This window comes from Roseibium sp. (genome assembly GCF_048261595.1).
Taxonomy (GTDB): Bacteria; Pseudomonadota; Alphaproteobacteria; order Rhizobiales; family Stappiaceae; genus Roseibium.
Genome location: NZ_JBLXFW010000002.1, coordinates 99,369 through 121,509 on the forward strand (window position 1 = coordinate 99,369; position 22,141 = coordinate 121,509).

The 22,141-nt window shown below is 61.6% G+C and carries 19 protein-coding genes; 12 read left to right on the forward strand and 7 right to left on the reverse strand.

The window, feature by feature from the left end; genetic code table 11:
- Positions 1 to 2: 2 nt before the first annotated feature.
- The gene (locus ACN0SY_RS07830) at positions 3 to 1,982 is read right to left on the reverse strand and encodes a putative bifunctional diguanylate cyclase/phosphodiesterase (protein WP_417686079.1); all 1,980 of its coding nucleotides are present in this window, start codon (positions 1,980 to 1,982) and stop codon (positions 3 to 5) included.
- A gap of 393 nt (positions 1,983 to 2,375) precedes the next feature.
- Here ACN0SY_RS07830 and ACN0SY_RS07835 point away from each other — a divergent pair, with 393 nt between their 5' ends.
- The 5 genes from ACN0SY_RS07835 (at position 2,376) to ACN0SY_RS07855 (ending at position 7,930) form a co-directional block, all read left to right on the forward strand.
- Positions 2,376 to 3,014 (forward strand): TetR/AcrR family transcriptional regulator, encoded by a 639-nt coding sequence (locus tag ACN0SY_RS07835; protein ID WP_417686081.1) that lies wholly within the window; start codon positions 2,376 to 2,378, stop codon positions 3,012 to 3,014.
- An 87-nt stretch (positions 3,015 to 3,101) separates the two neighbouring features.
- Positions 3,102 to 4,121 (forward strand): ketol-acid reductoisomerase, encoded by a 1,020-nt coding sequence (ilvC, locus tag ACN0SY_RS07840; RefSeq protein ID WP_417686083.1) that lies wholly within the window; start codon positions 3,102 to 3,104, stop codon positions 4,119 to 4,121.
- 400 nt (positions 4,122 to 4,521) lie between these two features.
- Positions 4,522 to 5,247, forward strand: a complete 726-nt coding sequence (locus tag ACN0SY_RS07845) for an SDR family oxidoreductase (RefSeq protein WP_417686085.1) — start codon at positions 4,522 to 4,524, stop codon at positions 5,245 to 5,247.
- Between the two features lie 95 nt (positions 5,248 to 5,342).
- Positions 5,343 to 6,260, forward strand: coding sequence for a LysR family transcriptional regulator (locus ACN0SY_RS07850; protein ID WP_417686087.1), 918 nt, complete (start codon positions 5,343 to 5,345; stop codon positions 6,258 to 6,260).
- A 473-nt stretch (positions 6,261 to 6,733) separates the two neighbouring features.
- Positions 6,734 to 7,930, forward strand: a complete 1,197-nt coding sequence (locus tag ACN0SY_RS07855) for a GGDEF domain-containing protein (RefSeq protein ID WP_417686089.1) — start codon at positions 6,734 to 6,736, stop codon at positions 7,928 to 7,930.
- Positions 7,931 to 7,961: 31 nt separating this feature from the next.
- Here the strand turns inward: ACN0SY_RS07855 and ACN0SY_RS07860 are convergent, their stop codons facing one another.
- Genes ACN0SY_RS07860 through ACN0SY_RS07870 form a run of 3 tightly spaced genes read right to left on the reverse strand, consistent with a single transcriptional unit; the run spans position 7,962 to position 10,542 of the window.
- The gene (locus ACN0SY_RS07860; protein ID WP_417686091.1) at positions 7,962 to 8,855 is read right to left on the reverse strand and encodes a D-alanyl-D-alanine carboxypeptidase family protein; all 894 of its coding nucleotides are present in this window, start codon (positions 8,853 to 8,855) and stop codon (positions 7,962 to 7,964) included.
- 2 nt (positions 8,856 to 8,857) lie between these two features.
- Positions 8,858 to 9,619 carry an ABC transporter permease gene (locus ACN0SY_RS07865; RefSeq protein ID WP_417686093.1) on the reverse strand — a complete coding sequence of 254 codons (762 nt, stop codon included), beginning with the start codon at positions 9,617 to 9,619 and terminating at the stop codon, positions 8,858 to 8,860.
- On the reverse strand, positions 9,616 to 10,542 hold the full coding sequence (locus ACN0SY_RS07870; RefSeq protein WP_417686095.1) for an ABC transporter ATP-binding protein: 927 nt from the start codon (positions 10,540 to 10,542) through the stop codon (positions 9,616 to 9,618). The genes ACN0SY_RS07865 and ACN0SY_RS07870 overlap by 4 nt, the downstream gene beginning before the upstream one ends.
- Positions 10,543 to 10,875: 333 nt before the next feature.
- On the opposite strand from ACN0SY_RS07870, the gene ACN0SY_RS07875 reads away from it, so the two are divergent.
- From ACN0SY_RS07875 to ggt, 4 genes are all read left to right on the forward strand, one after another.
- Entirely contained in the window at positions 10,876 to 11,778 is a 903-nt protein-coding gene (locus ACN0SY_RS07875) for a pirin family protein (RefSeq protein ID WP_417686097.1), read from the forward strand.
- A gap of 112 nt (positions 11,779 to 11,890) precedes the next feature.
- Positions 11,891 to 13,057 carry a GNAT family N-acetyltransferase gene (locus ACN0SY_RS07880; protein ID WP_417686099.1) on the forward strand — a complete coding sequence of 389 codons (1,167 nt, stop codon included), beginning with the start codon at positions 11,891 to 11,893 and terminating at the stop codon, positions 13,055 to 13,057.
- A gap of 114 nt (positions 13,058 to 13,171) precedes the next feature.
- Positions 13,172 to 14,083 (forward strand): PhzF family phenazine biosynthesis protein, encoded by a 912-nt coding sequence (locus ACN0SY_RS07885; RefSeq protein WP_417686101.1) that lies wholly within the window; start codon positions 13,172 to 13,174, stop codon positions 14,081 to 14,083.
- A gap of 107 nt (positions 14,084 to 14,190) precedes the next feature.
- Entirely contained in the window at positions 14,191 to 16,008 is a 1,818-nt protein-coding gene (gene ggt, locus ACN0SY_RS07890; protein WP_417686103.1) for a gamma-glutamyltransferase, read from the forward strand.
- A gap of 28 nt (positions 16,009 to 16,036) precedes the next feature.
- Here the strand turns inward: ggt and serB are convergent, their stop codons facing one another.
- On the reverse strand, positions 16,037 to 16,927 hold the full coding sequence (gene serB / locus ACN0SY_RS07895) for a phosphoserine phosphatase SerB (protein ID WP_417686105.1): 891 nt from the start codon (positions 16,925 to 16,927) through the stop codon (positions 16,037 to 16,039).
- Here serB and miaA point away from each other — a divergent pair.
- From miaA to ACN0SY_RS07910, 3 genes are all read left to right on the forward strand, one after another.
- The gene (miaA, locus tag ACN0SY_RS07900; protein ID WP_417686107.1) at positions 16,911 to 17,891 is read left to right on the forward strand and encodes a tRNA (adenosine(37)-N6)-dimethylallyltransferase MiaA; all 981 of its coding nucleotides are present in this window, start codon (positions 16,911 to 16,913) and stop codon (positions 17,889 to 17,891) included. The two genes, serB and miaA, sit on opposite strands and share 17 nt — an antisense overlap.
- A gap of 140 nt (positions 17,892 to 18,031) precedes the next feature.
- Entirely contained in the window at positions 18,032 to 18,406 is a 375-nt protein-coding gene (locus ACN0SY_RS07905) for a GIY-YIG nuclease family protein (protein WP_417687192.1), read from the forward strand.
- Between the two features lie 137 nt (positions 18,407 to 18,543).
- Positions 18,544 to 19,086, forward strand: coding sequence for a GNAT family N-acetyltransferase (locus ACN0SY_RS07910; RefSeq protein WP_417686109.1), 543 nt, complete (start codon positions 18,544 to 18,546; stop codon positions 19,084 to 19,086).
- Between the two features lie 41 nt (positions 19,087 to 19,127).
- Here the strand turns inward: ACN0SY_RS07910 and ACN0SY_RS07915 are convergent, their stop codons facing one another.
- On the reverse strand, positions 19,128 to 19,628 hold the full coding sequence (locus ACN0SY_RS07915; protein ID WP_417686111.1) for a GNAT family N-acetyltransferase: 501 nt from the start codon (positions 19,626 to 19,628) through the stop codon (positions 19,128 to 19,130).
- 185 nt (positions 19,629 to 19,813) lie between these two features.
- Positions 19,814 to 21,364: a 2-isopropylmalate synthase gene (locus ACN0SY_RS07920; RefSeq protein WP_417686113.1), complete on the reverse strand. Its 1,551-nt coding sequence runs from the start codon at positions 21,362 to 21,364 to the stop codon at positions 19,814 to 19,816.
- Between the last annotated feature and the right edge of the window lie 777 nt (positions 21,365 to 22,141).

The window sequence follows — 22,141 nt, forward strand, 5'->3', positions numbered from 1 at the left end:
TGTCAGCCGCAGGCTGTCTTGCCGCCCTGCCCGCTCTGGGCATCGCGACGCATGGGAAGCATGGCATGCTTCAGGAGGTAGGGAGCCAGCTCTGACTGAGGCATGGGGTGGCCGTAGAAGAACCCCTGGAAATGATCGCAGGCAAACGAGTTCAAAGCCTCTGCTTCTTCTGCCGTTTCAATGCCTTCCGCCGTCACTTGCATGTCCAGCTTGTGACCGAGCATGATGATCGCGTCGAGGATGTGCCGTGACTTGCTGTTGCTGGCCGAGATGTCGCGGATGAAGGATCTGTCGATCTTCAGCTTGTTGAAGTTGAACCGCCACAGGTAACCGAGGCTCGAATAGCCCGTGCCGAAATCATCCATCGCCAGCGAGATACCGAGTTCACGCAAGGCAATGAGCTGATCGCTGACCGTGTCGGCATGCTCGACCAGAAGGCTCTCCGTCACTTCCAGCTCGAGGCGCCGCGGCGCAAGCCCATGCTCCAGCAAGAGACTGCGAATGGTCTCGACAAGCTTGCCGTCCTCGAACTGACGGGTGGACAGGTTCACCGAGACGAACAGATGGTCGGGCCAATCGGCCGCTATGCGGATGGCCTCGCGCAGAACCCACTTGCCAATCCCCTGAATCTCGCCGCTCTCCTCCGCGATCGGGATGAATTCCGCAGGCGGGATCTTCTCGCCATTGGCATCGGTCAATCTCAGCAACGCCTCGAACCCGGCAACGTACTGCCGCTCCGGATCGATCAATGGCTGGAAATGAACTTCGAAGCGATCGGCGGCGAGGCCAAGCAGGACGCTTTCTTCAACGTGCTTGCGCCGGGCGATCTTGCTTTCCAGGTCCGGTGAGAAGATCGCGAAGGTGTTGCGGCCCATGAGCTTGGCCTGATACAGCGCCACATCAGCCTTGTGCAGGCGCTCCTGCAGATCCAGGTCTTCACCGTCGTCGATATAGACGCCGAGGCTCAGATGTCCCGTGATCGCAATGCCATCCAGCCGTACGGGCTCGCTCACGGTAGCACGCAGATTGTCGATCATCTCTTCCAGTTCGGACTGGCTACGTCCGGTCGACAGGATCACGAACTCGTCGCCGCCAAACCGCGCGGCCAGCTCTCCACGGCCCAGGTGGCTTGAAATGGCGTTGCCGACGTGACGCAGGAATTCGTCCCCAATCTTGTGACCGAAGGTGTCGTTGATCGTCTTGAACTTGTCGACATCGATGTAGATGACGGCCGTTTCAGCAAGATCAAGTTCGCCGCCCTTGCAGCGCTGCTCGATCGTTAGGAAGAAGGTGACCCGATTGTAGAGCCCGGTGAGCTGGTCGAACGACGACAGCAGGCGCACTTTTTCGCCCGTACGCAGGTGCTGGCGCATCTTGGTCACATAGGCGCTGAACGGTACGGCGAAGGTCGCGATGAAGATCAGGCCAAGAAATGTTGCAAGCTCCAGAAAGCTGTTGCGGAACAGGGAGGCCAATTCGGTCTGGTCGACATACACCTCTACGACCCCGAGAGCCTGTCCGTCCGCGGCCATGACCGGAACATAGGCCTCGACATAGAGATCCGGCCGGTTCGCCTTGCTGGTTCCGTCGTTGACGTCGATCTGTGCCTTGCCTGTATCGAGGACGAGCCGGGCATGACCGTTGTGATCCGCTCGCGCACCCACTTCAAGGGGAAGTCCGAGTTCATCGGAGATCAGGACAAGGCGGGCGTCCGCGTCGAACAGCTTGAAACGAAAGACATCCCCGACATGGGTCGCCGTCTTGATCGCGGCCTTCTGGGCTTGGTTCGGCTCTCCGCTGAGGATCAGTGCGGGAAGATCGGGGATGCTCTCGGCCAGATAGTCGGCCCAGTTGCGTGCCTTGCGCTCGGCATTCACGACGATGACGTCATCGACCGTGTGATTGAGACTAAGCTGGCCGAGCCATGCCATTCCCAATCCAAATGCAACCAGCAAACCCAGCGCGAAGACGCGTTTAAGCATACGTTCCAGTCCCCTTGGCAATCACCACGACCTTACTTCCTCAGAGGCTAACAAGGAGATAACAATTGCAGTTCATCTCTACGTATCTCGGCACTGGTAACGGGATGGCATGGGCCATATTTACTGATTGATATTTCTAACAATACTTAAGGTGAAACATGCATTTGAACCCGAACGACCGCGGGGCCGGTGCAGGGCCCGCTTGCTCCCTGCGGGATGAGTTTCCGATTTTCCGATGAACGCCCAAATTCGCTCTTGACCTTGCCTCACCGCTAACGCATAAATCCGAACCGTACCGTACGGTACAAGAAAATGATCTGATCGCAGGGCGCTTCTGCGCACCACCGCGGCCTTGGAAACGTCTGAAATTCGTCCGGGAACACGCCGACCATCATGTCCCTTTCTGCTGCCGATATCGAGTTCGAAGAGATTGCCTTCACCCCGCGTCAGGAAGCGGTTCTGGAATGCGCCCTCGGGCTCCTCGTGGAAGGCGGCGAGAAGGCTCTCACGACGGCAGGGCTGGCGCGCACAGCGAACTGTTCCAAGGAAAGCCTCTACAAGTGGTTCGGCGACCGGGACGGCCTTCTGGCAGCGGTCGTCGCCTATCAGGCAAGCAAGGTGCACTTTCCGCCGGAAAGCGGCGCGACCGCCGACGCGGGCACCTTCCGCAAGCATTTGACCGCCTTCGCGACTGAGCTTTTGGCGGTTCTATTCGGCGAGACCTCTGTCGCGCTCAACCGCCTGTCCATCGGCCAGTCCAACCGGGACGACAACCGTCTCGGCCGGCTGCTGCTGGTGCGCGGCAAGCACATGATCTCCGCCAAGGCCCGCGCCCTCATGGAGGCCGGCCGTCATCGCGGATACCTGAAATTCGACGACGCGGAAGAGGCCTACCAGGTTCTCTACGGCCTTGCCGTGCGCGACGTTCACATCCGGCTTCTGCTGGGCGAAAAGGCCAGCGAGGAAGAACGCGATCTCAACGGCCAGGCCGAGGTCGCAGTAGACCGTTTTTACAAGCTTTTCGGGGCGTAAGACGCTTCCCGATCACATCGGACAAGGGAATATCGAAGGCTCGCCGGTTTGGTGGCCCTTCGGAGATAACGGGAGAAAGGAAAACCCATGCGTGTTTATTACGATCGCGACGCTGATCTGAACCTGATCAAGTCCAAGAAAGTCCTGGTCATCGGTTACGGTTCCCAGGGCCGTGCCCATGCCATGAACCTGAAGGACAGCGGCCAGAAGGACATCGCCATCGCCCTGCGTGAAGGCTCCACCACGGCCCTCAAGGCAGAAGCCGACGGCTTCAAGGTCATGAACGTTGCCGAAGGCGCCGCCTGGGCCGACCTGATGATGATGGCAACTCCGGACGAACTGCAGGCCGACATCTACCGTGACCACATCGCCGCCAACATCCGTGACGGCGCAGCAATCGCTTTCGCACACGGCCTGAACGTTCACTTCGGCCTGATCGAGCCGAAGGACACCATCGACGTCCTCATGGTCGCTCCTAAGGGCCCGGGCCACACGGTTCGCGGCGAATACGTCAAGGGTGGCGGCGTGCCGTGCCTCATCGCCGTCCACCAGGACGCGACCGGCAATGCACACGACCTCGGCCTGTCCTACGCCTGCGGCGTCGGCGGCGGCCGCTCCGGCATCATCGAAACCACCTTCAAGGAAGAGTGTGAAACCGACCTCTTCGGCGAACAGGCTGTTCTGTGCGGCGGTCTCGTCGAACTGATCCGCGCCGGTTTCGAAACCCTGGTCGAAGCCGGGTACGCTCCGGAAATGGCCTATTTCGAGTGCCTGCACGAAGTGAAGCTGATCGTCGACCTGATCTACGAAGGCGGCATCGCCAACATGAACTACTCGATCTCCAACACCGCAGAGTGGGGCGAGTACGTCACCGGCCCGCGCATCGTGACTGCCGAGACCAAGGCTGAGATGAAGCGCGTCCTGACCGACATCCAGACCGGCAAGTTCACTTCCGATTGGATGCAGGAGTACCGTGCAGGCGCCGCCAAGTTCAAGGCAACCCGCCGTCTGAACGACGCTCACCAGATCGAGGAAGTCGGCGAGAAGCTCCGCGGCATGATGCCCTGGATCAAGTCCAACGCCCTCGTTGACAAGACCAAGAACTAAGGCCTTGCCCGCGTTGGACTTGTCCAAGGATTGAAACCGCTCGCGCCGTCCAATGGACGGTCGCGGGGGGATCAAGTCCAACGCCCTGGTTGACAAGACCAAGAACTAAGGCCTTGCCCGCGTTGGACTTGTCCAAGGCTTGAAACCGCTCGCGCCGTCCATCGGACGGTCGCGGGGGGATCAAGTCCAACGCCCCAAGGCGCCCATGGTCGACAAGACCAAGAGTTGAGGTTCCCTGGACTTGAGAAGCTGATGGCCGCGCAGCATACGCCGCGCGGCCTTTTCTTTGCCCGGGCCCATTCATGCAAAACATGCACGACTGCCGTTCGCCGCCTGCGATTTTTCCCGCCGGGGCACTGCCATATCAAGTGGCTGTCTGTCCAAGAAAGGGAGATTGACCATGCAGATCAGCAACTCCATCGTCCTCGTGACCGGAGCCAACCGGGGCACCGGAAGGGAATATGTTCGCCAGCTTCTGGAGCGTGGCGCTGCGAAGATCTATGCCGCGGCCCGCGACGTCGCATCGCTCGATGCGATTGTCTTGCAGGACCCGGACCGGATCGTTCCCATCCGGCTCGACATCACCAAGCAGGCCGATATCGATGCCGCGGCCCAGGCGGCTTCGGACGTCACGCTGCTCATCAACAATGCCGGTGTCCTGAGCTTCGGCGGCGCGTTGGACGTTGGCCCGGACGCCATCGAGCAGGACATGTCGGTCAACTATCGCGGCCTCCTCGACATGACGCGGGCTTTCGCACCTGTCATCGAACGAAATGGCGGCGGCACGGTGGTCAACATGCTGAGCCTGCTGTCCTTCCTGAGCGCACCCGGCTTTTCGGCCTATAACGCGTCGAAGGCAGCTGCCTGGTCGATGACCATGTCCTTGCGCGCCTATCTCGCGCCGCGGAACATCGAGATCCTGAACGCCTTTCCCGCCGGCATCGACACCGACATGCTGGCGGCAGTCGACGGTCCGAAGGACAGCCCGCATGATGTGGTTGCCGACGTCCTGAGCGCTCTCGAGCGTGGTGAAGAGGACGTCTACCCGGCCGCAGCCGGCGCCGTCCATTCGTCCTGGCGGCAAGACCCGAAGGCCGTCGAGAAGATGCTCGCGACTATGATGTAAAAAAGCTGGCGGCTCGGCGCCCGAAGGCGCCGGGCCGGAAGCGTCACGGAGAGAAAAGGATGCGGAGCCCTTCATTTCATGCCAAGAATGCAGGAATGGATACGGACGCTCTCAAGACATCGGTGCTTGTTGCCCAACTCGGCAGTTTTGCAGCCGCCGCACGCGCCTTGAACCTCGACCCCTCATCGGTCTCCCGCACGGTTGCCGCCGTCGAGGAGAAACTCGGCCTGAGATTGTTCCAGCGCACCACCCGCCGCTTGACCCTCACCGAGGAGGGCGAAATTTATCTCCGTCGGATCGCACCCCTGCTCGAGGAACTCGATAGCGCGCACGATCTAGCAGGCGGGGCGCGCGACGCTCCGTCCGGAACCCTGAAGCTGACCGCCTCGGTCGCCTTCACCCAGGAATGCATCGTTCCGCTCCTTCGGGAGTTCCACGCCCTCTACCCGGACCTCACGCTCGAGTTGCTGGCAAGCGACGCCAATATCGACCTTCTCGCGGAAAGCGTGGACCTCGCCGTCCGCCTGGCGCCTGCCCCCGCTGGCGATCTGATCAGCACCCGCCTGCTGCAAACCCGCTACCGTGTCTGCGCCTCACCGGACTACCTGGAGACACATGGTCCGATCGAAACCCCGTCCGATCTCGAGCGTATCCCTTGCCTGCGCCCCGCCCTACCCGGGTTTCGTTCACGCTGGCTCTTCCGGCAGCCGGGCAAGGCGCCATTCGGCGTTCCGATTTCCGGACGCTTGCTGATTTCCAGTGGGCTTGCGTTGCGACAGGCCGCACTGGACGGCCACGGGCCTGCACTGCTCGCGGATTGGTTGATCGCACGAGACCTCGCAGAAGGCCGCCTTGTCGACGTCTTCCCCGCCTACGACTCCACGGCAACCGAATTCGACACCGGCGCCTGGGCCCTCTACCCAAGCCGAACTTTTCTGCCGCGCAAGGTGCGGGTCACGATCGACTTCCTGCGCGAGCGTCTCCCCCGCGCCGCAGCCGTCCCCGGCCGATAGAATGGCACAAGGAAAAGCCGGGTTCTCCCGGCCGTTTTCCTTTGCCTGCAGAGAAAGCCGGACTTGGCTTTGCCGTCTGACCCCGGATTCGATGTGCTTAACGCCTCAAGAAGATCAAGCTTCCCGAGCACGTTGGGGAAGAGCCAAATTTCATCCCGGAAATTTGCTGGCAAGCGTATCGCCTTTGCCCCCGTAAGCGGGTTCGCAGCGCTATCGGAAAACCGCAGAAATCATTCAATTTCCACAGTTCTCCAAAGGTCTAAGCTGTCCGCCTGAGGCCCAAGAACTCAACCCTGTCAGAGACTTAATGACGTAGACCGGAATCTGTCCGCATCACCTTCCACCCTTATTTCCCGGATAGCTAAAATTTTAGCTTTTCCCGTAAAACCTCAGCAAGGAACGCCGCCTAGTCTCCGCCAAAACAACAATCCGATTTTTACTGATTTTCGTTGTTTGCCGGAGACCCAACCGCCATGGACAAGTTTTCGCTGCTTGCGGCCAATTCCATCATATTGACGGTTTTCGCAGTAGCTTTCCTTGCCGCATTTCACGACACCCGGCGCACCCATTTCTGGCGTCCGTGGGTCACTGCCAACCTGCTGGCGGCGGGAGCCTTCGTCTTCTACATCACCGAGCAAAGCCTTCCGGAAATACTGGCGTTCATTGTGCCGAACGGACTGCTGATCGCCGCCTTTGCGCTTTACAATCAGGGTGCAATGCAATTCAACGGCCGCGGGCCCTGCAAGCTGCGCCTGTGGATTCCACTGGCGCTCATGGGCGCTACTTCCGTTCCTGCCCATTTCACCCACAACTACGCGCTAACCTATTCGCTCACCAACCTTCTGCTTGCCTTTCTCGCCTTCTCTACGGCAGCAGAATACTGGTCCGGTAGAAGTGACGGCCTGTCCTCGCGCTATGGCCTGGCGATCAGCTTTTCCCTCGCAGGAACCTCATTCGGCCTGCGAGTGATCCAAGGCCTGGTAGAAGGCAATGTTGTCGCCATCGGCCTGCCGCATGACACTCTTCTGACCATCCATCTCGTCAACGCCCTGATCTTCGTGACCGCAAGCGGTGCGTTTTCGCTCGCCCTGGTTTTTGAACGCAAGACGGCAGAGCAAAGGGAAGCCGCGCACCGAGATCCATTGACGGGCACCTTCAACCGCCGCGAATTCACACTTCGGCTGAAGGACATTCTGGCAAGCCCCTCCCGTCGCCCCTTCGCCGTGATCCAGTTCGACCTCGATTACTTCAAGTCGGTCAACGACCGCTACGGCCACGGTGCGGGAGACGAGGCGCTTCAGCTTTGCGCCGACGTGATGCAGTGGCACCTGCGGGAAACAGATTGCCTCGCCCGCATCGGCGGCGAGGAATTTGCCGCCCTGCTCCCTGATGTGAGCCACGAGGAAACTCTTGAGATTGCCGAACGCATTCGTGAGACCATCGCCGCCACACCGCTGCATTTCGCACCCGACGATGTCCGCCTGACGCTGTCCGCCGGTATCTATCACGGTCAGGGCTGCGGCCTTGATCACAAGGAACTCATGCGCCTTGCCGACCGGGAGCTGTACCGTTCCAAGCACGATGGCCGAAATCGTATTTCCTCGTCCACAGCAACGCTCAAGCCGCGTTACGAAGCGGATGGACCCGACCGGATTATCCGCAGCGCCTGATGGAAAACCGGCGCTGCGGAAGCCGAATTGATCAGAAACTTGCCTCGATAAGCTGGGTCACCTTGGCATCGCGGCTCGCTTCGCTCTTGCCACCCATCACGACGACCAGCCGCTGCTGACCACCGCGCCGGGCGGTCGCCACGAGGTTATAGCCCGAGAGGCTGATATAGCCGGTCTTGAGGCCGTCGACTCCGGCGACCTTGCCCAGAAGATTGTTCGTCGCGCGAAAACTTCGGCCGCCGTGCTCGAACGAGCGTGCGCGGAAATTGGACGCATATTGCGGAAACCGGGTCTTCAGCGCCCGCCCGAGCCTGGCCATGTCGCGAGCGGTCGTCACTTGCGCCGGGTCAGGCAGACCGCTGGCGTTGACGAAACGGGTGCGTGACAGGCCCAGCGCCCTTGCCTTCGCGGTCATGCGGGAGGCAAAGGCACTTTCGCTACCCGCAAGGTTCTCCGCGACAGTGATCGCAACATCATTTGCCGATTTGACTGCCAGCGCCCTGATGGCCTCATCGACAGTGATCGTCGATCCTGCCTTGAGGCCGATCTTTGCAGGCGGCTGACCGGCTGCCTTGGCAGAAACCGTCAGGGGTGTCGACAGGCTAACGCGTCCGGCCTCGACCTCCTCGAACAAAAGGTAGAGCGTCATCATCTTGGTGAGCGAAGCCGGATAACGCGGCGCATCAGCATTCACGGACGAAAGTTCCGCGCCGCTTGCCATGTCCATGACGAGTTCCGAATAGCCCCGCGCCACCGCCGTCGAAGCCGGTGCATAGGAAACGGCGGCGACCGCAGACGGCTGGGCGGCAGGCACCGCTGCGGCGGTCTGCGGCGAGGGTTGCGGTGCCGTCTGACACGATGCCAGAAGCATCCCGGCCAGCGTCAGCGCGCCGACACGTCTCACAAGGCTTGTCTCAGTCCTCATCCTCATGCCTTCAACTTGTAACCGGTCTTGAAGATCCACCAGATCACCCCGAGACAGGCAAACAGGAACAGGAGTGTCATGGCAAGAGACAGCCACAGGCTGACATCGGCCTGACCATAGAAGCTCCAGCGGAAGCCGGAAATCAGGTAAACCACGGGGTTGAGGAGGGTCACCTTCTGCCAGATCGGCGGCAGCATCGTGATCGAGTAAAAGCTGCCGCCAAGAAAGGCCAGCGGCGTCACGATCAAGAGCGGCACGAACTGCAGCTTTTCAAAATTGTCGGCCCAGATACCGATTATGAAGCCCAGAAGCGCAAAGGTGATTGCCGTCAGCAGGAAGAAGGTCACCATCCAGCCCGGGTGCTGGACCTCGAGCGGAACGAAGAAGGCCGCTGTGGCGAAGATGATCACGCCCACGAGGATCGCCTTGGTGGCTGCCGCCCCGACGAAGGCGATGGTGATTTCCAGGAACGACACCGGCGCGGACAGGATCTCGTAGATCGTGCCGGTGAACTGCGGGAAGTAAATGCCGAAAGAGGCGTTCGAGAGGCTCTGTGTCATCAGCGAGAGCATGATGAGGCCAGGCACGATGAACGCGCCGTAGGAGACACCGTCCACTTCCGTGATGCGCGAACCGATCGCTGCGCCGAAGACGACGAAATAGAGCGATGTCGAAATGACCGGCGAGACGATGGACTGCATGAGCGTCCGCATGGTCCTTGCCATCTCGAAAACGTAGATTGACTTGATCGCGTGGAAATTCATGCCGTTTCCTTCACCAGGCCGACGAAAATGTCTTCAAGAGAGCTTTGGGTGGTGTGCAGGTCGTTGAACCTGATACCGGCCTGCGACAGCGCGCCAAGCAGCGTCGTGATGCCGGTGCGCTCGCTCTGGCTATCATAGCGGTAGACGAGCCTGGTGCCGCCGTCTGCAAGTTCCAGGTCGAACGAGGCAAGGGCATCGGGCACGCTCGACAGCCTTTCGGACAGGTCCAGCGTCAGGTGCTTGGCGCCGAGCTTCTGCATCAGGGCATCCTTGCGCTCCACCAGGATGATCTCGCCCTTGTTGATGACCCCCACCCGGTCGGCCATCTCTTCGGCTTCCTCGATGTAATGGGTCGTCAGGATGATGGTGACACCCTTGTCCTTGAGCCGCTCGACCACACGCCACATGTCATGGCGCAGCTCCACGTCCACGCCGGCCGTCGGTTCGTCGAGAAACAGCACCTTCGGCTCATGCGCGAGAGCCTTGGCGACCAGAAGGCGGCGCTTCATGCCGCCGGACAACGCCATGATCGGACTGTCGCGCTTGTCCCACAGCGTCAGGTCTTTCAGGATCTGTTCGACGAGAGCATCGTTGCGGGGCAGTCCGAACAGCCCGCGGCTGAATTCCACCTGCGCCCGGACCTTCTCGAACGGCGCCGTCGGCATCTCCTGCGGTACGAGGCCCACAAGCCGTCGCGCCTCCCGGAACTGGGCCTGTGTGTCGAAGCCGCCGATCTCGATGGAACCTTCCGTCGGAATGACAAGCCCGCAGATCGCGCTGATAAGGGTGGTCTTGCCCGCGCCGTTGGGGCCCAGAAGCGCAAAGACCTCGCCTTCCTCAATCTCCAGAGAAACAGATTTCAGCGCCTGAAAACCACCTGAATAGGTCTTTTCAAGCGCACGAACGGAAATGATCGGGGCCATGGAAACCTTCGTTTTTGAATGAGCGTCGGCAATGCCGGAAAGCGGCACCCTCCCAACGGCCGGACAGCCGTTCCCTAGACGTGGGGCGCAGACTGCCAGAGCGCAACCCCAAAGGAAAGAGCCAGAGCACCAATCCACTCCACACTCCTGACAGGATACTGATCCGCGCAGTGCAATTTCCTGCGGCCCATCACGCCCCGGCCCCATCGGATGTTCCCGGACGGAAACCAGCGTTTCCGATTGCTGAACACTGCGTCGCGAGCGTTGCTCTGGTCAGGGCGAAAGCCAATGCTATCTTTGGATCAATCAGTTCTTGAACCTTGGGAAACGGCCATGTCCATTCGCCCCGTCACACATATCGGCGCCACGCAACCGACCCTTGAAGGTGCGGGCGTGAAACTGGAACGCGTTTTCGGCTTCCAGGACCCTGAAATGCTCGATCCGTTCCTGCTGCTGGACGACTTCCGCAATGAGCGGCCGCAGGACTATCTGGCCGGGTTTCCGTGGCATCCGCACCGGGGCATCGAAACGATCACCTACGTTCTGGCCGGCACGGTCGAACATGGCGACAGCCTCGGCAACACCGGCAATCTCGGCGCAGGCGACGTTCAGTGGATGACCGCCGGCCGGGGCATCATGCATCAGGAAATGCCCAAGGGCGACGACAAGGGCCGCATGCACGGCTTTCAGCTCTGGGCCAACCTGCCCTCCTCACTGAAAATGACCCAGCCGCGCTATCAGGACGTCCAGTCGAAGGACATCCCGGTCGAGGTCGATGACGACGGCACCGTCGCACGCATCATCTGCGGCGAGTTCTGGGGCAAGTCAGGCCCGGTTGACGGCATAGCCGCCGACCCGCAATATCTCGACATTTCCGTTCCGCCCGGCAAGCGCAAGCGTTTCAAGGTCGATACCTACAAGCAGACCTTCGCCTATATCTTTGAAGGGTCCGGTTCCTTTGAAGGCGCATCCGATCCCTTCGGCGTGCTGACCGAAAAGGAGTTCGCGGGCGAGGAACTGACCTTCCGCGACCAGACCGGGGACCGAACGCTGGTCGTCTTCGGCTCCGGGGACGAGATCGTCGTTCAGGCCGGGGAACAGGGCATCCGTTTCCTTCTGGTTTCGGGCGCCCCGATCAAGGAACCGGTCGCCTGGCACGGCCCCATCGTGATGAACACCCGCGAGGAACTTATCCAGGCGGTCAACGAGTTGCGCTCGGGCACCTTCATCCGCTGAAGAACCCTGATTTGCCGAATACAGGGCAAGGGAGACCATTCCAGCCTCCCTTGTTCGCGCCACAAAAGCGCGCTACGCGTCATGGGATCTCGCCTTGCAACCCAGAGACCTCATGCCTCTCAAGATCCGAGCCGCACATCCCGGCGACACCAACGCACTGACGGACATCATGCACCGGGCAAAGGCGTCCTGGGGCTATGATGACGCTGCGCTGGCCGGCTTCCGAAATGCCTTCCGGATCACGCAAGGCTGCCTGAACCGGCTGGATATGCTGGTCGCCGAGCTGGATGGAAAACCAGTCGGATTTGCCGGCGGCAAGCTGGAAGGTGCCGGTCCTGACGCTCCCTATCTGATCGACTATCTGTTCGTTGCGCCCGAAGAGGGGCGCAAGGGCATCGGCCGTTTGCTTCTGACCCGTCTGAGCGATCAGGCCCGGTTCCGGGGCGCAACCAGACTGCGGCTTGAAAGCGATCACTTCGCCCGCGGCTTCTACGAAACCCTCGGCTATACAGTCACCGGCACAAGACCGTCCCAGATGGCACCGGACAGGGTTCTTCCGATCATGGAAAAGGCGCTGGGGTCAGGCATCGAGCCGCTGAAGTCACTCGAAATCCGTCTCGACGCCGGCACGCCGTGGGACTTCGAGACTGTGAACCGGGCCGACATCGATGCCTACTGGCACCAGCTCATCACCGCCAATCCGCATCTCTGGAACGGTCGCACCCTGAAGCTGACCGGCTACAGTTTCCAGGACGGCACTCTGACCGGCACCTGCCGGGAATGCTCCTATGCTGCCTTTCTCGCCTGGCGTGACTGGGGCGCACCCGATATCACAACGTTCAACCTGTTCGGCTCTGCGGTCGTGCGATCATCGGACGGCGCGATCCTCTATGGCGTCATGGCCCCGCATACGGCGACGGCCGGAAAGATCTATCCTGCCGGAGGCAATCTGGATCTCGGCGACGTGGGCGAAGACGGCACCATCGATGTCGAAGGGTCGATCCTGCGAGAATTGAAGGAAGAAACCGGCATCACGCCTTCGGCCGGGGCTGGAGGTTCCCTTCATGCGATCTTCGACGGACCGCGCATTTCCATTGCTCGCGTCATCGACGTCGACCGGCCCGCAGACCGCCTGCGCGAGACCATGATCGAGCATTCCCTTGCAAGCGACGAAATGGAGCTTGCGGACATCCACATCATTCGCGGCGCGGACGACCTGACAAATCCGGACATCATGCCCTATGCCCGCCGGTTCGCCAGATACCTCTTGGACTTGTGAGTGCAAGAAACGCTTAACCAGTTAACGCGCATGCGGGCTAGCGGCCCGCACGCTTCCATGCAACAGTCCGCCATCATGCCGGACGCATGAGCTTGTAACGACAGGAGCCACAGAATGGGACGCCGCTACGCAATCCTCGATGTCTTCACCAACAAGGCACTTGCAGGAAATCCTCTGGCGGTGGTTCTGGATGCGGAAGGGCTAAGCGATCAGCAGATGCAGGCCATCGCCGGAGAGTTCAACCTGTCCGAGACCGTCTTCGTCCTGCCTCCCGAAAACCCCGGTCATTCGGCCAATATTCGCATCTTCACACCGGGCCGGGAACTGCCGTTTGCCGGCCACCCCACCGTCGGCACGGCGATCCTCATGGCCATGGAACGCTTTGGAGATATTGAAGGCGAACAGGACGCCATGGTCGTCCTGAAGGAGAAGATCGGCCCGGTCCGCTGCGGCGTCGTGCTCAAGGAAAACGCAGCCGGCTTTGCCGAGTTCGACCTGCCGAAACTCCCTGCCCCGGCAGGCCCGACGGAGAACAGGGACATCATCGCGGCCGCACTCGGTCTGGAGCCGACCGACATTGGCTTCGAAAACCACTGCCCGACCTGCTACGAGGCCGGCGTTCCCTTCGTCTTTGTACCGGTTAACGGGCTGGACGCCCTGACGCGCGCCGAGCCGGTTCCCGCGCTCTGGAAAAAGGCTTTCAAGGAGAGCTGCTCCACCAGCGCCTTTGTCTACTGCCGCGAAACAAAGGGCCACGACAGCGGCTTCCAGGCCCGCATGTTCGCGCCAGAAATGGGCATCATCGAGGACCCCGCAACCGGCTCGGCCGTTGCCGCCTTTGCTGGTGCCATCCACTATTACGACGAACTTCCGAACGGCACTCATTTCATCCGCATAGAGCAGGGTTTCGTCATGGGCCGCCCGTCCCTTATCGACCTTGGAATCGACGTGGAGGCCCGCAAGCTCCATGCCGTGCGCATCGGCGGCCAGGCAACCCTCGTCGCCCGCGGCGAGCTTTACCTGTAAGGCTCGCCCGACAGCCTGCAGAAAGTGTCATTTCCCTGCCCGGTTGCAGGAAAACAGGTTAGGCTACCTCTCACGATCATTGATGCCGCGTGAGAGGAAGTCCTGAAATGCGAAACCGCACCCTGAACCTGCTTCTCGTTTTGGCCGCCCTGCACACAGGTGCGCCGGTACCGGCCTTCGCCCAGCAGGCCGCCGACAGCGTCGCCCCGGAAAGTGCCAGCGCGCTCCCTGCGGCCTTTGAAAACCTTTCCCCAGCCGCGGAGGCGGCATACGCTGCCAAACAGGCCGGCAAGCCGGTGACGGCGAAGAAATGGATGATCGCAGCTGCCAATCCGCTTGCAGTCGAAGCGGGTGCGAAGGTTCTTCAAAAGGGCGGCAGCGCGGCAGATGCCATGGTCGCCGTCCAGGCCGTCCTCGGGTTGGTCGAGCCGCAATCCTCCGGCCTTGGCGGCGGCGCCTTCCTCGTCTGGTTTGACGCAAGAACCGGCGAACTCACCACGCTGGACGGACGAGAAACCGCACCACTCGAGGCAAGGCCGACCTATTTCCAGAATGAAAACGGCGAACCGCTGAAATTCTACGACGCCGTCGTCGGTGGCCGTTCGGTCGGCACGCCCGGAACGCCGAAGCTCATGGAGACCGCCCACGGCATGTGGGGCAAACTGGAATGGAACGGCCTGTTCACCGATGCCATCAAGCTGGCCGAGGACGGCTTCACGGTGTCACCGCGGCTTGCCTCCCTGGTCGCCGGAGACGCCGAACGGCTTCAGCGGTTCGAGGCAGCACGGGCCTACTTCTTTCCGGGCGGGAAAGCCATATCGGCCGGTGATGTCCTGAAGAATCCGGAGTACGCGGCAACGCTTGCCGCCTTGTCTGACCAAGGCACCAAGGCCTTCTACGAGGGTGCGATTGCAGACGACATCGTCGCCACCGTGCGCGGCGCTCCGGGCAATCCCGGTCGCCTGTCCCGGACCGACCTGTCCCTTTACGAGGTCAAGGAACGCCCCGCCGTCTGCGCCAAATACATTGACACCGAGGTTTGCGGCATGGGCCCGCCCTCGTCCGGCGCACTGACCGTCGGTCAGATCGTCAGCATGCTCACGGCTCACGACCTGTCGCGATACCCCTCGAAAGACCCGCAAGCCTGGCGGCTGATCGGCGATGCCTCCCGCCTCGCGTTTGCCGACCGGGGCCGCTACATGGCCGACAGCGATTTCGTTCCCATGCCGACGAAAGGCCTGCTGGATCCGGCCTATCTCTCGACCCGTTCGGATCTTCTGAAGGGCGATGACGCGCTGCCGGAGGTCACGCCCGGAACTCCGCCCTGGGACCACGCCCTCCTGCAGGCCGACGACGACAGCATCGAACTGCCCTCGACCTCGCATATCTCCATCGTGGATGCAGACGGCAATGCCCTTTCCATGACGACCACCATCGAAAACGGCTTCGGCTCGCGTCTCTTCGTGCGCGGCTTCCTGCTCAACAACGAGCTGACCGACTTCTCCTTCCGCACCCATCAGGACGGCGTTCCCATTGCCAACCGGCTGGAGCCGGGCAAGCGTCCCCGCTCGTCGATGGCACCAACGATTGTGATGAAGGATGGCGCACCTGTGCTCGTCATCGGCAGCCCGGGCGGCAGCCGCATCATCGGCTATGTGGCCAAGAGCATTCTGGCCTGGCGGCACTGGAACATGGACGTCCAGCAGGTCATCGCCATGCCTCACCTGGTAAACCGTTTCGGCACCTACGACCTTGAGGCAGGCACCTGGGCCGAAGACCTTGCGGGCCCGCTGGAGCAGCTCGGTTACAAGACCAGTGTCCGCGATCTCAACTCCGGCCTTCATGCCATCCGCGTGCTCAACGACGGCACGCTGGAAGGCGGAGCCGATCCACGGCGCGAAGGCATCGCACTCGGCGGCAACTGAGGTTGTCAGCAGTCTCGAGACAGACGGCTTACGTGAGGATGAAGTCCTTCTGAGCGTAGCCTTGCATGTAGAGAAGCGCGGTCAGGTCACCGAAGTCGACGCGGGCATCGGCCGCTTCGGCAACGGCAGGCTTGGCGCGATAGGCAACGCCGAGGCCGGCACGGTCGATCATCGCAAGGTCGTTTGCACCGTCGCCGACTGCCAGCGTGTCGGCGAAGTCGAGGCCCTTCTCGGCGACCAGTTCTTCGAGGCGCTGGCGCTTGGCTTCCCGGCCAAGGATCGGGTCGGCGACCTCGCCAGCGAGGAACCCGTTTTCCTCGATCAGGATATTCGCCTGGTTCTCGTCGAAGCCGATCAGGACCGCGATGGCGCGGGTGAAATGGGTAAAGCCGCCGGAGACCAGCGCACAATAGGCGCCATGCGCCTTCATCGTCTGAACCAGCGTCCGGCCACCCGGCATCAGCTGGATACGGTCGCGCAAAACGCGCTCGACCGCGCTGACCGGCAGGCCCTTCAAGAGCCCGACGCGTTCGCGCAGGGCCGGCTCGAACTCGATCTCGCCGCGCATGGCCCGTTCGGTGATCGCCGAAATGCGGTCCTTGAGGCCGAGTTCGGCAGCCAATTCGTCGATGCATTCCTGACGGATCATGGTGGAATCCATATCCGCGATCAGCAGACGCTTGCGCCGGCCCGCAATGGGTTGCACAAAGACGTCGATCTGGGCCTGGCCGATGGCCTCTCGCACGGCGGCCTCCGCAGCCTTCGCATCGTCGGTGGAAAAGCGCAGGTCTGCGGCGACCCCTTCGCTCAGAATGGTGGGCGTCTCGCCTGTGCCGAGGGCTTCGGCCGCGCGGCTCAAGATGCCATCATCGAGCGCGGGGCGAAGCGGATTGGAAACGAGTGTGGCAACAAAGGACATGAGCGCGACCTTGCGTGAGAACGAAAAGAGGCCCGAAAACGGGATCCGCGCGGTTCTGATAGCCGGACCGACGGCCAGCGGCAAGTCGGCTTTGGCAATCGAGTTGGCCGAGCGCCTGAACGGTGTCGTCCTCAACGCCGATTCCATGCAGCTCTACCGGGAGCTTTCCATCGTCACGGCCCGCCCGCCCCAGGAAGATCTGGATCGCATTGCCCACCGGCTCTACGGGGTCCTGCCCTCTTCGCATGCCTTTTCCACCGGCCAATGGCTGCGGATGATGGAAGCGGAACTCGAAACGGTTCGCGCAGAGGGCAAGTTGCCCATCCTGGTCGGCGGCACCGGACTTTATTTCAAGTCGCTGACGGAAGGGTTCGCCGACCTTCCCGAGATTGACCCGGACATCCGGCAGGACTGCCGGAAGCTTGCCGAGGACGGCGGCGTGAACGCCGTCCGTGATGCCCTGATGCCACTGGACCGGCAAGCGGCGGAAACGCTGGAAGACCTGCAGCGTCTGACGCGGGCTCTTGAAGTTGTGCGCTCTACCGGAAAACGTCTGGCCGACTGGCAAAGGGATGCCCAGAGCGCGCCGCTCATCGATCCCGGCTCCGCCCTTCGCATCGTTCTGACGCCCCCTCGTCCCTGGCTGCATGAGCGCATCGCGCTTCGGGCCGGGCTGATGCTCTCTGAGGCCGGGATTGCGGAAGTGGAGGCGCTGCTGGCGCTCGAGCTTCCGGACAGTCTGCCGGCCATGCGCGCCATCGGCGTCAAGGAAGTAGCGAGCTATCTCGCTGGCGACATGACCATGGAGGAGGCGGCGGAAAAACTCACCGTGGCCACGCGCCAATATGCCAAGCGGCAGGAAACCTGGTTCCGCAACCAGATGGCGGATTGGCAAGGGTTCGATCCCTCGACCGCGAAAGTCCAGGATCTTGCCGAGCGGATCCTTGGCGGGATCGACGGGTGAGCGCCACAAGGGCCGAACCGGTCTTTCGTCCGGCGCCGGCCTGCGCCACGGATGTTGCCGGTGAGCTCGGCCTAGGCGCAGTCTTTGCCGAGACTGATGCCGGTCACCTACCGTCCCTTCCCGGAAGCTATGTTCTTCTCATGGAGGTGGCGTCTCCGCTCGCTCTCCCCCTCGTACGGCTCGGCAATCCTCCGCTTGATCCCGGGTTCTACCTTTATTGCGGCAGCGCCAGGGGTCCGGGCGGCCTGAAGGCCCGGGTCGGACGTCATCTGAGACGGAACAAGCAGTGCCGCTGGCATGTCGACCACATAACAAGCCAGTGTACTGCGATCGCCGCCATGCTCACCGATGAATTTTCCGAATGCGATCTCCGGAGAAGGGTCGAGGATCGACTGAGCACAACCATGCCGATTGAAGGCTTCGGCGCCTCCGACTGCGACACCTGTCAAAGTCACCTAGTAATGCTGCAATGCCAATCAAGGATTGTGCGCCGCACTGTGAATTTCGGCGGATAAATCGCCGTAAAAACACATATATTTGCCAATTTTAGCCAATCCTTAGGCGGCTTTGCCTTGGTCCTTTCACAATCTTGGGTTATGCCTCCCCTCATCGACCTGCCGGGAGCAGGTCCGAAATTGAATGGGAGGCAATCGTGCAGGACATCATCATGGGCAAGGAAGGCGTCCGCTTGGCGCCCCTGTCCGCGGGAGACCTGCCGCTGCTTGCTGAACTGCATGCAGACCCCGCGGTGAACCGGTTCCTGTCACCCGAACAGGGCGGCTGGAATCTGGAGCAGGTTTCTTCATTTCTCGACGAGACCCTGAGCGACCAGGAACGTCACGGCTTCAGCGCCTTCAAGGTTCTGGGCGAGGATGGCGCGTTTCTTGGCTGGGCCGGATATTCGGCGCTGGAGGAAACGTCGGAAATCGCCTTGCGCTCTTGCTATTCCGCAGAAGCCATCGAGGAGACCCCGGATCTCGCCGTTAAGGTTGGCACCCGGCTGATCGACTGGTTCTTCGACAACACATATTTCTCCCACATCGTGCTGCCCGTGCGCACCGATGACAAGGATGGCCGGGCCATCGCCCGCGCGCTGGAATTCGTCTACCGGGAGAGCCGCCGCATCGGCAACATGCCCTGCGACCTTTTCCAGCTGCTCAGCCCTTCCATGCGCTCCTACGTGATGAGCGCCTGAAACACGAAGCATGGCCAGGACTTTCGCGGCCGACGTGGCAGCTAATCTGCCTGGAGTGTCTCCAGGCGGTATTTCAGGAACGTGCTGCCGTCATAGTCGATGGCACCAAGACAGCGTGCGCCGAGCCGGTCCAGCCCCTTGAGGTGACGGCGCGAGGGCGGGAGCAGGAAGGTGACATAGGCGATCCGCTCGTCCGACCGTGCAAACTCCAGCGCCTTGCGCGTGATCCTCAGCCCGAGCCCAAACCGGTCCGGCCGCAGCACCAGGCCGAAGTCCCACTCCTCCCCCTCCTTCTGGAAGCCGCCCCATCCGACGTAGTCGGCGCCGCTCAAGATGGCCCAATGACCGAGGCCGTCCCGGTCCCAGCAGCTTTCCTTGTGTTTGATGAAGTCCGCACAACGCTCGCTGGTCCATTCGCCTGAGGCAAGCGGCATGTGCTCGACCACCTTGGGGTCGGACATATGCGCTGCAATGACCTCCGGCGCGATCGTCGACAGGCGGGCAAAGGTAATCGGGGCAATGGCGTCTGCAGATGCGGACATTTCCAGATCCTGAAAGGCCGGAGAAACGACCGCGTGATCTAACACCGCGGATCAAATGCCTGAAAGTCCGGAATACGCCTCTGACACCATTGTGAAGGCAGTGACGAAATCAGCGGGTCCAAACAAAAAGGCGGAGGTGAGACCTCCGCCTTGTTCATTTCGCGGCCCGACGGCCCCGGCTGCAATCAGACCGCCTGAAGCGCGCCCGGATTGCCCTGCTGCTGGCGCAGGGCCAGCTTGTTCATGGCCGAGACATAGGCCCGGGCAGACGCAACGAGCGTATCGGTATCGGCGCCCTTGCCGGTTGCGATACGGCCACCGGATTCCAGACGCACGGACACCTCGGCCTGGGCATCGGTGCCTTCGGTCACCGCATGCACCTGGTAGAGCTGCAGGGTCGCCTCATGCGGCACGATCGCCTTGATGGCATTGAAGGTCGCATCGACCGGACCGTCGCCGGTGGCTTCGCGGGTTTCATGACGGCCGTCAACGTCCATGGTCAGGATCGCCTTCTGCGGGCCGCCCGTACCGGCGATGACCGTCAGGGACAGAACCCTGGTGTTCTCGCCGGCAATGGCGATCTCGTTCTCGACCAGGGCCTCGATGTCCTCGTCGTAGACGTGCTTCTTGCGGTCGGCGAGATCCTTGAAGCGGCGGAAGGCATCCTGCAGGGCGTTGTCGCCCAGCTCGAAGCCCAGTTCCTTCAGCTTGTCCTTGAAGGCATGACGGCCGGAGTGCTTGCCCATGACCAGCGAGGTGGCCTTCACGCCGACGTCTTCCGGACGCATGATCTCATAGGTCTCGGCGTTCTTCAGCATGCCGTCCTGGTGGATCCCGCTCTCGTGGGCGAAGGCGTTCTTGCCGACGATGGCCTTGTTGTACTGGACGGCAAAGCCGGAAGCGGCCGACACCAGCTTGGAGGCACGTGTCAGGAACTTCGGATCGACGTTGCAGCTGTAGGGCAGCACGTCGCCGCGGGTGCGGATCGCCATGACGATCTCTTCCAGCGCCGCATTGCCGGCGCGCTCGCCCAGGCCGTTGATGGTGCATTCCACCTGGCGCGCACCGCCGGCGACACCGGCCAGCGAGTTGGCAACCGCCAGGCCCAGGTCGTCGTGACAATGGACGGAGAAGATCGCCTTGTCGGAGTTCGGAACGCGCTCGATGATGTCCTGGAACATCTTCCTGTATTCGTCCGGCGTCGCGTAACCGACCGTGTCCGGCAGGTTGATCGTGGTCGCGCCGCACTTGATGGCGGTCTCCACGCAGCGGCACAGGTAGTCGATCGGCGTGCGGGTGGCGTCCATGGCCGACCATTCCACGTCATCGATCAGGTTGCGCGAGCGGGTCACCGTGTCGGTGATGATGTCGATGACCTGATCTTCCGTCTTGTTCATCTGGTACTTCAGATGGATCGGCGAGGTCGACACGAAGGTGTGGATGCGGCCCTTCTCGGCGTGCTTGACGGCTTCACCGCAGCGGTCGATGTCCGCATGGATGGCACGGGCCAGACCGGCGATGACCGAGTTCTTGGCGTGCTTGGCAATCTCGCTGACGGCCTCGAAATCACCATTGGAGGCGATGGGGAACCCAGCCTCGATGATGTCGACGCCCATGTCGTCGAGGATTTCGGCGATCTGCAGCTTCTCTTCCAGGGTCATCGACGCGCCGGGCGACTGTTCGCCGTCGCGCAAGGTCGTATCGAAGATGCGTACCTGGTTTTCCGAAGAGCTCATGATGTGTCCTTCCCGATATCTCCGCTGCCGGAAGGGCCTTGTCCTCGGTGGCCCCTCGTGGATGGCGCGGTCGTACTGTTCAAATCCGGTGAGTGCGCTTTATCCCCTAAGAGCCCGTTCCGCGAATATGCGGGAACTGCCGACGCTCAGGGGCAGCTAAGGAGAAGAAGATCGCCAAGTAGAATAAGGCCGCCGCGCGGGGTCGCTGCGTCGTTGAAGGAACCGGTCATGTCGCGCTGAGCGATCATCGGTATTCAGGGCCTTGTTCTGGCGTCACTTGAGCTTGGGCCTAAAGCCTGAAGCACATGTGTGACTCATGCGTTAACGACAGTCTTGTAGAGGACCGACGTTGGGGATGCAAGCCCTCTGCCGTTCCTTCACCTTGCTGTCTTGCCACGCGCCAAGACGGTTCGCACCGGCTGATCCGCACTCGCCGTTCCCCCATAGCCATCCCTCCCCGCAGGTGCCCCTCCCTCGTGTCAACCTCTCTGAATGTCATCCCCGCCCTGTGCGGGGATCCAATGCCCGTCTCTGTTGACCGGGAGGGTCGAAAAAGCATGGAGGCTTAAGGCGAGCATTACAGCCGCCCCAGGTGCCCCGGGAACGAATGGATCCCCGCACAGGGCGGGGATGACCTCCGTGGGTAGGCTGGTGTCGTGCGTCTGTTGAGAGATTGGATCTGTTGCCTGTCAGGCCCACGCCAGCACAAATAGCGCCGCGAGGCTTGCCTCCGGCGTTCCGGCAGTGTGTCTCCGCTCGATCCGAACGGGATGGCAG